Origin of the sequence: Pantoea ananatis LMG 2665 (genome assembly GCF_000710035.2) — a bacterium.
GTDB lineage: Bacteria > Pseudomonadota > Gammaproteobacteria > Enterobacterales > Enterobacteriaceae > Pantoea > Pantoea ananatis.
In genome coordinates, this window is sequence record NZ_JMJJ01000002.1 from 42,179 (window position 1) to 54,753 (window position 12,575).

12 protein-coding genes are annotated in these 12,575 nt (G+C 55.9%); 7 read left to right on the forward strand and 5 right to left on the reverse strand.

Annotated features, from left to right (window positions below):
• Positions 1–30 precede the first annotated feature (30 nt).
• Positions 31–804 carry an amidohydrolase gene (locus tag EL29_RS01755; RefSeq protein WP_028714845.1) on the reverse strand — a complete coding sequence of 258 codons (774 nt, stop codon included), beginning with the start codon at positions 802–804 and terminating at the stop codon, positions 31–33.
• On the reverse strand, positions 792–1,952 hold the full coding sequence (locus EL29_RS01760; protein ID WP_014593000.1) for a pyridoxal phosphate-dependent aminotransferase: 1,161 nt from the start codon (positions 1,950–1,952) through the stop codon (positions 792–794). The genes EL29_RS01755 and EL29_RS01760 overlap by 13 nt, the downstream gene beginning before the upstream one ends.
• Positions 1,953–2,067: 115 nt before the next feature.
• Between EL29_RS01760 and EL29_RS01765 the strand changes: the two genes are divergently transcribed.
• The 3 genes from EL29_RS01765 to EL29_RS01775 are packed head-to-tail and all read left to right on the forward strand — an operon-like array spanning position 2,068 to position 3,906.
• Complete coding sequence (locus EL29_RS01765) at positions 2,068–2,682, forward strand: methylthioribulose 1-phosphate dehydratase (protein WP_028714846.1); 615 nt, start codon at positions 2,068–2,070, stop codon at positions 2,680–2,682.
• Positions 2,679–3,362 carry an acireductone synthase gene (gene mtnC / locus EL29_RS01770; RefSeq protein ID WP_028714847.1) on the forward strand — a complete coding sequence of 228 codons (684 nt, stop codon included), beginning with the start codon at positions 2,679–2,681 and terminating at the stop codon, positions 3,360–3,362. Before EL29_RS01765 ends, mtnC begins: the two co-directional genes overlap by 4 nt.
• A gap of 1 nt (position 3,363) precedes the next feature.
• Positions 3,364–3,906, forward strand: a complete 543-nt coding sequence (locus tag EL29_RS01775) for a 1,2-dihydroxy-3-keto-5-methylthiopentene dioxygenase (protein WP_014606507.1) — start codon at positions 3,364–3,366, stop codon at positions 3,904–3,906.
• A 47-nt stretch (positions 3,907–3,953) separates the two neighbouring features.
• On the opposite strand, the gene mtnA is transcribed toward EL29_RS01775, so the two are convergent.
• The gene (gene mtnA / locus EL29_RS01780) at positions 3,954–4,976 is read right to left on the reverse strand and encodes an S-methyl-5-thioribose-1-phosphate isomerase (protein WP_019106335.1); all 1,023 of its coding nucleotides are present in this window, start codon (positions 4,974–4,976) and stop codon (positions 3,954–3,956) included.
• Positions 4,977–5,113: 137 nt separating this feature from the next.
• Here mtnA and mtnK point away from each other — a divergent pair, with 137 nt between their 5' ends.
• Complete coding sequence (gene mtnK / locus EL29_RS01785) at positions 5,114–6,313, forward strand: S-methyl-5-thioribose kinase (protein WP_028714848.1); 1,200 nt, start codon at positions 5,114–5,116, stop codon at positions 6,311–6,313.
• A gap of 31 nt (positions 6,314–6,344) precedes the next feature.
• Here the strand turns inward: mtnK and fadE are convergent, their stop codons facing one another.
• A complete protein-coding gene (gene fadE / locus EL29_RS01790) occupies positions 6,345–8,792 on the reverse strand; it encodes an acyl-CoA dehydrogenase FadE (RefSeq protein ID WP_028714849.1) in 2,448 nt (815 codons plus the stop codon).
• Positions 8,793–9,048: 256 nt separating this feature from the next.
• Between fadE and lpcA the strand changes: the two genes are divergently transcribed.
• Complete coding sequence (gene lpcA, locus EL29_RS01795; protein ID WP_014593004.1) at positions 9,049–9,627, forward strand: D-sedoheptulose 7-phosphate isomerase; 579 nt, start codon at positions 9,049–9,051, stop codon at positions 9,625–9,627.
• A gap of 54 nt (positions 9,628–9,681) precedes the next feature.
• Positions 9,682–10,455 carry a class II glutamine amidotransferase gene (locus EL29_RS01800; protein WP_028714850.1) on the forward strand — a complete coding sequence of 258 codons (774 nt, stop codon included), beginning with the start codon at positions 9,682–9,684 and terminating at the stop codon, positions 10,453–10,455.
• Here EL29_RS01800 and dpaA read toward each other — a convergent pair.
• Entirely contained in the window at positions 10,420–11,160 is a 741-nt protein-coding gene (dpaA, locus tag EL29_RS01805; protein WP_014606503.1) for a peptidoglycan meso-diaminopimelic acid protein amidase, read from the reverse strand. The genes EL29_RS01800 and dpaA overlap by 36 nt on opposite strands.
• Positions 11,161–11,406: 246 nt before the next feature.
• On the opposite strand from dpaA, the gene dinB reads away from it, so the two are divergent.
• On the forward strand, positions 11,407–12,462 hold the full coding sequence (gene dinB, locus EL29_RS01810; protein ID WP_014593005.1) for a DNA polymerase IV: 1,056 nt from the start codon (positions 11,407–11,409) through the stop codon (positions 12,460–12,462).
• Positions 12,463–12,575: the final 113 nt, after the last annotated feature.

Below are 12,575 nucleotides of genomic sequence, written 5' to 3' on the forward strand. Positions count from 1 at the left end.
GAATCGCCCCCGGCCTGGCCGGGGGCGATTTTATTCTGCCAACGTAAAGCCATCCGCATCGCGCCATGCCGGAAACCGCTCGCGATAAGCCTGCAACTCGGCTAGCGACAGCGACGCCTCAACCTGACCGGCTTTGAACGGCTCGCCCGCCGCCAGAATCTCCCCCTGCGGAGAAATAATTCGACTGTCCCCACTGTACTGATGCTGATTACCATCGCTGCCCACACGGTTGCAGCCTGCTACATATGCCTGATTTTCGATAGCGCGAGCCAGCAGCAGGGCCTGCCAGTGAAGGGCGCGCGCTGCAGGCCAGTTGGCGACATACAGCGCCAGATCGTAGTCATTTTGATTGCGTGAGAACACCGGAAAGCGCAGGTCGTAACAGATTTGCGGCAGAATACGCCAGCCGCGCCACGGAATCACCGTACGCGCCTTGCCCGCAATATAATGCTGCTGTTCATCGGCCATGCGAAACAGATGACGTTTGTCATACTGGTGCAGCGTGCCGTCCGGCTCAACCAGCAGAAAACGGTTTACGGTGCCCTCAGCGGTATGAACGGCGGCGCTGCCGCCCACCAGCGCATTGGTGCGCTTAGCATGGTGCTGTAACCATTCCACGACCTGCGCCTGCGGTAGCGCCGACTGGGCGGCCTCCATGGCAAAACCGGTGGTGAACATTTCGGGCAGAATAATGACATCCCGTTGCGTGAGGTCGGCTAAGATCCGATCGAAATGGCGCAGGTTGGCCTCGCCATCCATCCACGTCAGTGGCTCCTGTAGCAGCGTTATCGCTAAAGTCGACATAACCGCTCCGCTGCCGCATCAAGTGTGGCTTCCTGTTTTGCAAAGCACAGCCGAATCAGTTTGTGCGGGAAAGGCGCCTCGCAGAATACCGACAGCGGAATGGCGGCTACGCCCACTTCACGCGTCAGCCACTGGCAAAAACTGACATCGTCCAGGTCCGAAATGGCACTGTAGTCCGCCAGCAGGAAGTAGGTGCCTTCACAGGGCAACAGGTGAAAACGACTGCTGCGCAAGGCCTGTATCAGTCGGTCACGGCGCGCGCGATAAAACTCGGGCAGTTCACGATAGTGTTCGGGATGCTGGCGCAGCATATCGGCAATCGCCAGTTGCGCAGGCGTGTTGACTGAAAACGTCAGGTACTGATGGATCTTACGGATCTCGGCGCTAATGGCCGCCGGTGCCACGCAGTAACCGACTTTCCAGCCCGTCATATGAAAGGTTTTGCCAAAGGATGACACCGCCACCGCACGTTGACGCAGCTCAGGATGCGCCAGCACGCTGGCATGACCGTCCTGTGCAAAGCAGATGTGTTCATAGACTTCATCGCTCAGCACGTAGATTTCCCGGTCGGCGACAGCCTGCCATAACGCGGCATAGTCCGCGTGATGCCAGACGCTGGCCGAGGGATTATGCGGCGTGTTTAAGATGACCAGGCGGGTTTTGTCGCTTAGCAGCGCGGAGAACGCAGGCCAGTCAACCGTGAACAACGGTGGCTGCAAGGTGAGGCGTTTCAGTGTGCCGCCCGCCAGCTGTACCGCGGGCGCATAGCTGTCGTAACTGGGATCGAAACAGATGACCTCGTCACCGGGCCGCACCAGGGCGGTGATGGCGGCATACAGGGCTTCAGTAGCCCCTGCCGTCACGGTGATATCGCTGTTCACATCGGGCCGATAGCCATAGATCGCGGCGGTTTTATCCGCAATGGCTTCGCGAAGCGGCTGTGCGCCGGTCATGGGTGCGTACTGATTCGCGCCCTGACTGACGTGGTAAGCCAGCCTTTCCTGCAGGTAAGACGGACCATCAAAATCCGGAAATCCCTGAGAAAGATTAATTGCATTATGCTGCTGTGCCAGCGTGCTCATTTGCGTGAATATGGTGGTGCCGAGTGCAGGCAGCTTGCTCTCGGGCGTCAGGTTGGACTGCGTCATGATTAGGTAGCCTTACGCGCAAAAACGGTAGCGGAAAAACCCTTAGTTGATGCCACTATAAACAGGATGCTAGTATTTGGCAATCAAGACGCTTAGACGGCTAAAAGGAACGATGATGTCCGATTCTTCTGCAGTAGATCAGCTGGTGCAAGCCTGTCACTGGATAGGCGCGAAGGGCTGGGCACCGGCCACCGGTGGCAATATGTCGGTGCGCCAGGATGCACATGTTTGCCTGCTGAGTGAGTCGGGCAAAGACAAAGGCAGCCTGACGCGGGATGATTTTATTCAGGTCCACATTGCCACTAATCTGGCCCCCACGGGCCGTAAGCCTTCGGCAGAAACCGCGCTGCACACGCTGATTTACCGTCTGTTCCCGGAGGCGGGCGCGGTACTGCACACGCACACGGTCAATTCCACGGTGCTGTCGCGGGTCGAGCAGGGCGCCGCCGTGCTGCTCTACGGCTATGAGATGCAAAAGTCGCTGAGCGGGCAAACGACCCACGATGCTACCGTGGCGATTCCCCTGTTCGACAACAGTCAGGATGTGGCGGCGCTGGCGTCAGAGATCGAGGATTATGCCGCCCGTTTTCCCCTGCGCTATGGCTTTCTGCTGCGCGGACACGGCCTGACCTGCTGGGGCAAAGATGTCGCTGAAGCCCGTCGTCATCTTGAAGGTCTGGAATTTTTATTTGAATGCGAGCGCCAACGTCGCCTGCTGGAGAAAGCATGATAAAGGCCATTGTTACCGATATTGAAGGGACCACCAGCGATATCCGCTTTGTACATAACGTTCTGTTTCCCTATGCCCGAGCGCATCTGGCTGATTATGTTCGCAAGAATCAGACGCAGACTGAGGTGCAACAGGCGCTAAACGCCGTGCGTACCGAAGCGGGGCAACCCGATGCCGATACAAACGAGGTCATCGCTATTCTGTTTTCTTACATGGATGCGGATCGCAAATCGACCGGCCTGAAGGCGTTGCAGGGAATGATTTGGCGCGAGGGCTACCTGAGCGGCCGCTTTACGGGGCACCTTTATCCTGATGTGCTGCCCGCGCTTACGGCCTGGCACGCGCAAGGCATTAAATTATATATATATTCCTCTGGCTCGGTTGCCGCGCAGAAATTGTTATTTGGCTACAGCGACGAAGGTGATATTACTGGTTTGTTCAGCGGCTATTTTGATACCCACGTGGGCGCCAAGCGTGAGAAGACGTCGTATCAGAACATCGCTGCGCAAACGGGCTTGCCCGCCGAACAACTGCTGTTTCTTTCTGATATTCATCAGGAGCTGGACGCAGCAGAGCAGGCCGGCTGGCACACGCTGCAGCTGATTCGTGACGCGGCAGATGATGACAGCCATCATCGTCAGGTCGCCGATTTTTCCCAGATTAACCCGGAGTCGATTTGAGATGAGTGCACTGACCATTTTTAGCGATAGCGATCCCAGCCAGCCGATATGGCACAGCACCGATGCTGAGGCGATTCGCGCGCGGCTGAATGCCAAAGACGTCCGTTTTGAACGCTGGCAGGCCGACCGCGATCTGGGCGAAAACCCGGATGCGGAAACGGTCATCAACGCCTATCAGCATGCCATCGACCGGCTGGTGGCCGAAAAAGGCTATCAGAGCTGGGACGTGATTAGCATGCGTGCCGATAACCCGCAGAAGGACGTTCTGCGCCAGAAGTTTCTGTCGGAACACACGCACGGCGAAGATGAAGTGCGCTTCTTTGTCGAGGGTGCAGGGCTGTTTTGTCTGCATCTGGACGGTGAAATTTTGCAGATCCTGTGCGAAAAGAACGATCTGATCTCGGTGCCCGCCGGCACGCCGCACTGGTTTGATATGGGATCGTCCCCGCACTTCACCGCGATTCGCATTTTTGATAATCAGGAAGGCTGGATCGCCAATTTCACCGGCGACAAGATTGCCGATGCCTATCCGCGCCTCGCGTAATCACGGCGCATTCTGCGGGCGGCTGATTCCGTAAGCCGCCTGTCAGCTTACTGTGGCTGGAAGATGCCAGCGGCAACCTGAGCCGGTGCGATCACGCCGGTATCCAGCACCCAACCGCTGATCAGCGCGGCAGGCGTAACATCAAAGGCGGGATTGTAGACCTGCGCCTCTTCAGGGGCCCACTGCACGCTGCCGAAGCTTCCGGACACACCGGTGACTTCACTGGCGGCACGCTGTTCAATAGGAATGGCCGCGCCCGTCGGGCAGAGCCGATCCAGCGTGGTATGCGGGGCCGCAACGTAGAACGGAATACCGTGATAGTGCGCTAACACCGCCAGGCTGTAGGTGCCGATTTTGTTCGCTACGTCACCATTGGCGGCGATACGGTCCGCGCCCACCCAGATAGCGTCCACGTTGCCCGCAGCCATCAGGCTGGCGGCCATCGAATCGGTGATCAACTGGTAAGGTACGCCGAGTTCGCCGAGTTCCCAGGCGGTTAAGCGCCCGCCCTGCAACAGGGGACGCGTTTCATCGACCCAAACATTTCGGACCTTGCCCTCTTGATGCGCGCGCGCGATAACGCCCAGGGCTGTGCCGACGCCTGCGGTCGCCAGGCCGCCCGTATTGCAGTGGGTTAACAGCTGGCTGCCGGGTTTGACCAGCGAGTTTCCGGCTTCGGCGATGCGATCGCAGAGCTGTTTATCCTCCTGCACCAGCCGCAAGGCTTCTTCTGCCAGGCTCGTCACCCTGTCTGGCTGCTCCAGCGCCTGTTTCATACGATCGAGGTTATTCATCAGGTTGACCGCGGTCGGGCGGGCGGCCCGCAATATTTCCAGCGACTGTGCCAGCTGCTCGCGTGTTTCACCCTGTTCCGCCAGCAGTGCCAGCAGCAGGGATGCAGACAGGCCAATTAACGGCGCACCGCGCACCCGCAGCGCATGAATATGTTCAACCAACTGCGCGACCGAATGGGCAGGCAGCCAGTTCTTTTGCTGGGGCAGGGCCTGCTGATCCAGTATCCAGAGCTGGTTGTTACGAACCTGTAAGCTGGTAGTTTGGAATGTCTGCATTGTTGGTGAAATCCATGTTGCGTTAATAGCGGATATTGTGCCAACATGCTTGACGGATGTATAGACGTCTGAACGGCTTATTACGAAAGATTAATCAGGTCCGGCTTGCACCGGCGTTTGTTGATGAGGAAAGGTCAATGTCGCAATACCGTACGTTCACTGCAGCCGATGCTGTGGAATATGCCAAAACGTTTGGCGGCATGGATGATCCTTCTGTTCTAAGCAGCGCGGAAGAGATTGGCGATGGTAACCTCAATCTGGTCTTTAAAATTTACGACAACCAGGGTAAAAGCCGCGTGGTAGTCAAACAGGCGCTGCCCTATGTTCGCTGCGTCGGCGAATCGTGGCCGTTAACCCTGGATCGTGCGCGTATCGAAGCGCAAACGCTGGTTGAGCACTACAAATATTGCCCCCAGCACACGGTTAAGGTTACGCATTACGATGCGGATCTGGCGGTGATGGTGATGGAAGATCTTTCCAGCCACCGCATCTGGCGCAGTGAGCTGGTGAAAGGCGCCTACTACCCTGAAGCGCCGCGTCAGCTCGGCGAATATCTGGCGCAGACGCTGTTTCACACCTCAGACTTTATTCTGCACCCGCATCACAAGAAAGCCGAGGTGGTGCGCTTTATCAACCCTGAGCTGTGCGAGATCACCGAAGATCTGTTCTTTAACGATCCCTACACTGACCACGAGCGCAACAGCTATCCTGACGCGCTGGAGCCGCTGGTCGCATCCCTCCGCACTGACGACGCGTTGCGTATTGCTGTGGCCGGGCTCAAGCACGTTTTCTTCAGCCATGCCGAGGCGTTACTGCATGGGGATATCCACAGCGGCTCGATTTTTGTGGCTGACGGCAGCTTGAAAGCGATTGATGCCGAGTTTGGTTATTTTGGACCCATCGGCTTTGACGTAGGCACCGCGCTGGGTAACCTGCTGATCAACTACTGTGGTTTACCGGGCCTGTTGCCTCCCCGCGAAGCCGTTGATGCCCGTGAGCAGCGCCTTAGCGACGTGCGTGATGTCTGGAATACCTTTGCGACGCGCTTCCTGGCGCTGGCAGAAAGTCACACCCAGGATGTTGCCATGGCGTATCCAGGTTATGCACAGGCGTTTCTGCGCAAAGTCTGGGCGGACACCATTGGCTTTTGTGGAACGGAGTTGATCCGTCGAACGGTGGGCATGTCGCACGTGGCGGACATGAAGCTGATTCAGGATGATGAAATGCGCACCGATTGTATTCGCAATGCGATTACCTTAGGCCGCACCCTGATTCTGGCCGCCGGGCACGTGGACGATGTCGAGGCATTGATTGCCCGCATTCGTCAGGCAGGATAAAAAAAGGCCGACATGATGTCGGCCTGATTGTTTATGCTGCCTCACTGGGGCGGGCGGGTTTTGAGACATCCTGCTTTGCCGGCACGGCCAGCGCATCAGCCTCAAACTCATCCACGTTAATGGAACGCAGACGGCTCTGCTCGGCGCGTTTCAGCACTTCAGCTTCTTTGTCGTCAATCCAGCCCTGTTCCAACGCCTGTTTAGCCAGCGCATCCAGTCGGGTGAATGAGAAGTGTTTTTTATGCTGCTTGCACAGGCGGTCGTGAATCACTTCCGCCGCCATTACGTCCTGTAATGCCTGCTCTAACTGACCAGCAGGATTATGCTGGCTCGGCGCAAGATACTGACCGCGGCCCAGGCGCGTGCGCGTCGCTGAAGGCACCTGCAGCATTTTTGCCAGTTTGTGATCAAGACGATCGGACGGTGCAGGGCAGTGCTGACCACCGGCAAACACCATCAGTCGAATAACGCCAGCCACCAGGCGGTTCGGGAAATTACTCAGCAGATCGTCCATGGCTTTCTCTGCTTTATTCAGTGCATCCTGCACGCCCCAGTGCACCAGCGGTAAATCGGCTTCGTGGCGTCCTTCATCGTCATAGCGTTTCAGAGTGGCAGACGCCAGGTAGAGCTGACTCAGCACATCACCCAGGCGAGCAGACATCCGTTCGCGACGTTTCAGGCTGCCGCCTAAGACCGCCATAGAAACATCTGACAGCAAGGCCAGGTTGGCACTAATGCGGTTCATGTGCTGATAATAGCGACGCGTTACATCGCGGGTTGGCGCGGCGCTGGTGCGACCGCCCAGCAGGCCTAGCCACAGGCTGCGCATCGCGTTGCTGCCAACGTGACCAATATGGCTAAACAGCGCCTTATCGAAGGCGGCAACATCGTTGCTGGCGGCGGCGGCCATTTCCTGCAGGACATAAGGATGGCAACGAATTGCCCCCTGACCAAAGATAATCATGCTGCGGGTCAGAATGTTCGCGCCTTCCACGGTGATAGCGATGGGCGCACCCTGATAGGCACGCGCCAGGAAGTTGCTGTCACCCAGCATGATGCCCTTACCACCCGCGATATCCATCGCATCGATGATTGACTGTTGAGCGCGATGGGTACAGTGATATTTGACGATGGCTGACAGCACCGCGGGTTTTTCACCCTGCATAATCCCTGTGGTGATTAGCGTAGCGGCCGCGTCCATTACATAGGCATTACCTGCGATGCGCGCCAGCGGCTCTTCAATACCTTCCATTTTACCGATAGACAGCTTGAACTGACGACGGATGTGCGCATAGGCGCCGGTCGCCAGTGCCACCGTTTTCAGGCTACCGGTTGAGTTTGACGGCAGCGTGATGCCACGTCCGACGGACAGACATTCCACCAGCATCCGCCAGCCCTGACCGGCCATTTCCGGGCCGCCAATGATGAAATCAATGGGGACAAAAATGTCTTTCCCACGGGTTGGACCATTCTGGAACGGTACGTTGAGCGGGAAGTGGCGATGACCGATTTCCACGCCCGGCGTGCTGGTTGGGATCAGGGCACAGGTAATGCCCAGTTCCTCTTTCTCGCCCAGCAGATGCTCGGGGTCGGAAAGCTTAAAGGCCAGACCCAGTACGGTGGCGATTGGGGCTAACGTGATATAGCGCTTGTTCCAGGTCAGTCGCATGCCCAGCACCTGCTGGCCCTGCCATTCGCCCATGCAAACGACGCCGGTATCGGGGATTGCCCCGGCATCGGAACCCGCTTCCGGGCTGGTAAGGGCGAAACAGGGAATCTCATCGCCCCGCGCCAGACGCGGCAAATAATGGTCTTTCTGTTTTTCCGTTCCGTAATGTTGCAGCAGTTCGCCCGGACCCAGTGAGTTAGGCACCCCCACGGTAATCGCCAGAATACCCGATACGCCCGACAGTTTTTGCAACACGCGTGCCTGGGCATAGGCGGAGAATGCCAGTCCGCCGTACTCTTTTTTAATGATCATGGCGAAGAAGCGGTGCTCTTTCAGATAGGCCCACAACTCTGGCGGCATATCCGCCAGTTCATGGGTGATCTGGAAATCATTCGCCATGCGGCAGGCTTCTTCCACCGGGCCATCAATAAAGGCCTGTTCTTCCGGCGTCAGGCGCGGTTGCGGGTAGTTGTGCAGTTTCTGCCAGTCAGGTTTGCCCTGAAAAAGATCGCCTTCCCACCAGGTTGTGCCCGCGTCAATCGCCTCTTTTTCCGTACGAGACATCGGCGGCATGACCTGCTGAAAGCGCTGCAGCACCGGTTTGGAAAACAGTTTGCGGCGCAGGCTGGTCAGGTTCAGCGGCAGCAGGATGATCGCCAGCGGCAACAGCAGCCACGGCGTCCACAGGTGGGCCACCGCCATCGCAGCGGTCCACAGCAGCAGGATTGCGCTACTGAGTGACAGAGAGATGCGGTGATAAAACAGGGCGCCAATTAGCACCACTGTCGCAAGAATCGAGACAACCATCATAATGAAGTGCTCCGTTAAGTAGTAAGAGGTCTGACCTGTTATAAAGAGAGGTTTAAATCACCTGCTGGCATTTATCAATTTGTTTACATCGCAATTACAACCTGACTCACAAAATCAGCGAAACAGCGCCCGTAATGAAAATAACGAACATGAAAAAAACGGCGGGCACACGGCTATCTGACCCTGTGGTGCTTTGCGCAGGTCAACCATTCCGTTAAACTTGCTGCGATTAACCTCCCCTACAAAGGACAAGTCTATGTATCAGGACATTATTCGTTCAGAGCTCAATGAAGCGGCAGAGACGTTGAATCACTTTCTGAGTGACGACGCGAACATTCACACCATCCAACGGGCGGCGGTGATGTTGGCTGACAGCTTCAAAGCGGGCGGCAAAGTGCTTTCCTGCGGCAACGGTGGTTCTCACTGTGATGCGATGCACTTTGCTGAAGAACTCACGGGCCGCTACCGTGAAAATCGTCCTGGATATCCGGCTATTGCCATTTCAGACGTCAGCCACCTTTCCTGCGTGAGCAATGACTTCGGCTATGACCACGTCTTTTCCCGTTACGTTGAAGCGGTAGGGCGTTCAGGCGACGTGCTGCTCGGGATCTCGACGTCAGGAAACTCGGCCAACATCATCAAGGCCGTTGAGGCTGCGCGTGCGCAGGGGATGAAAGTGATCACTCTGACGGGTAAAGATGGCGGCAAGATGGCTGGCAGCGCGGACATTGAAATCCGTGTGCCGCATTTTGGCTATGCCGATCGCATTCAGGAGATCCATATTAAAGTGATTCATATCCTGATGCTGCTGATTGAAAAAGAGATGGTCAGGTAAGAGCACGACTGGCCTCCTGAGCGGCAGGAGGCGTTTTGACATAAGGCGGTTGCTATGTGCGAATTGCTCGGGATGAGCGCCAATGTTCCCACCGACATTTGTTTCAGTTTTACCGGATTAGTGCAGCGCGGCGGCGGAACAGGGCCGCATAAAGACGGCTGGGGTATTACGTTTTACGAAGATAAAGGTTGCCGCACCTTTAAAGATCCCTTGCCGAGTTTTAATTCCCCCATTGCGCGTCTGGTGCAGGAATACCCGATCAAGTCCCATTCCGTCGTGGCGCATATTCGCCAGGCGAACCGTGGGCCGGTCTCTCTGGAAAACACCCATCCGTTTACGCGGGAACTGTGGGGGCGAAACTGGACCTATGCGCACAACGGGCAGCTTAAAGGCTACAGGCAACTAGAGACCGGAACCTTTCGTCCGGTTGGTGAAACCGACAGTGAAAAGGCATTCTGCTGGATCCTGCACAAGCTGGCAACGCGCTATCCGCGTACGCCAGGTAACTGGCCTGCGGTCTTTCGCTATATCGGCGAACTGGTGGGCGAACTGCGGCAGAAGGGCGTGTTTAACATGCTGCTGTCGGATGGTCGCTACTTAATGGCGTTCTGCTCGACCAATCTGTTCTGGATTACCCGCCGAGCCCCTTTTGGCCGGGCGCAGCTACTTGATCAGGATGTGGAAATTGATTTCCAGAAACATACCGGCGCGAACGATGTAGTCACTGTCATTGCGACACAGCCGTTAACGGGGAATGAAACCTGGCACCGGATCGTGCCAGGCGAATGGGCTTTATTTTACCTTGGAGAGCGCCAGGAACGACTGTGAGGCCGCTTCGGGTTGTGTGATGACCGGGCTGCTGTTCATCACATATCTGCCGCTGGCAACATTCACCGTTGGCGGCTGATGATATTGCGCAAAATAGGCATAGCCGGGCTGAAGCTGCTTCCAGAAATCCGCATAGGTGGAATAGCGATGACGCTGCATATTGCTCTCCGTCATACGAAACGGATAAATGGCAATATTCACTTCCTGCTGGCCATTGCGTAATGCGGCGTTCACATAAGTGAAAATCTGATCCATGTAAGCATTGGTCATGGCATAGCAGCCGATAGACTTGCAGTCGCCATGAATCATCAGGTAGTTACCACTGTAGCCCTGATCGCGGTCATATTGGTTGGGAAAGCCAATATTAATCGCGCGGTAAAAACGGCTGTCTGGCTTCAGCTGATTCATTTTTACGCTGTAAAAACCTTCCGGGCTTTTAAAATCGCCTTCACGACGTTTAGGGCCAAGGCCGCCAGAAAAGTTGCAGATGCGGTAGGTATCCAGCAAACGGTACTCATTACCGATTTTGCCGTATAGCTCAAGCGTACGCTCTTCCTTAAAGATCTGAATATAAACCGGTGTACCGATTAGCTGTTTCTTTAATTCTTTACTGACCGGGGCCAGTTGCTGAACCGGCTCAGGAGTCATTGCCATGCTGAGGGCTGGCAGTAAAATCATCGCAAACAGAAGTGCGATTTTGCCCATGCTGTGTATACCTTGAAGTGAAGAAGAACAATGGCGCGGTAAGTGCGCCTCTGTTTGCATTATCGGAACTTTCCGCTACCGCAGCGCAACATTAAACATTGTGTGTTTTTTTAGCAATACAGCGCAGAGCAAAATGTCCATTTCTTTGATGGAATAGCGCTGAAAATTTGTAAAGTTTGTTAGCAACTGCAAGAAATATTGCACAAGTCTCTTCTGACTGTATACTTATCCAGTACTGGAGGGGCGATGCGTAAGATCATTCATGTCGATATGGACTGCTTTTTTGCAGCAGTGGAAATGCGTGATGACCCTTCATTACGTGATATTCCCATGGCCATTGGCGGCAGCCGCGATCGCCGCGGCGTGATCAGTACCGCTAACTATCCGGCACGTAAATATGGCGTGCGCAGTGCGATGCCGACCGGTATGGCATTAAAGCTTTGCCCCCATCTGCGTTTATTGCCCGGGCGCTATGAAGTCTATAAAGAAGCCTCCAGCCAGATTCGCGCCATCTTTTCCCGTTTTACCTCCCTTATTGAGCCGCTTTCGCTGGATGAAGCCTATCTGGACGTTACCGACAGTACGCACTGCCAGGGCTCTGCCACGTTGATCGCCCAGGAGATCCGCGCCACTATTTTTCGCGAAACGCAGCTCACCGCCTCGGCGGGCATCGCACCGATCAAATTCCTTGCCAAGATCGCCTCCGATTTAAATAAGCCGGATGGTCAGTACGTCATCACGCCTGCGCAGATGTCTGACTTTTTGTTGGCGTTACCCTTGGCAAAAATCCCCGGCGTGGGGAAAGTCTCGGCAAAAAAGTTGGAAGAGATGGGCCTGCACACCTGCGCCGACGTGCAAAATGCCGATTTGGCACTGCTGCTAAAACGGTTTGGTAAGTTTGGCCGGATATTATGGGAGCGCAGCCACGGTATTGATGAACGCGGTGTGGTGGTGGAACGCGAACGGAAATCATTAGGCGTTGAGCGTACGCTGGCTGACGATATCGACAGCTGGGAGCGCTGCCTGGAAATCATTGATTACCTCTATGCCGAGCTTGATCGGCGCCTGACGCAGATTCGCCCCGATAAGCATATTGCGCGCCAGGGCGTGAAGCTGAAGTTCAGTGATTTCCAACAGACGACTCAGGAGCATGTCTGGCCGGTGCTAAATAAAGAAGACATGATTGCCGTGGCGCGTAAAACCTGGGATGAGCGCCGGGCGGGTCGCGGTGTGCGGCTGGTGGGATTGCATGTGACGCTGGTGGATCCGCAGTTGGAGCGGCAGCTGTTGCTGGGCATATAGGGGAGTTCCGCCGTTGGCGGGGATGGGGTTTGCTCTGGTTCTGCCCGGCTGGGCGCTACGGTTTTGCATTGAGTATGTTCCGCCCGGCTGGGCGTTATGGTTTTGTTCTGAGC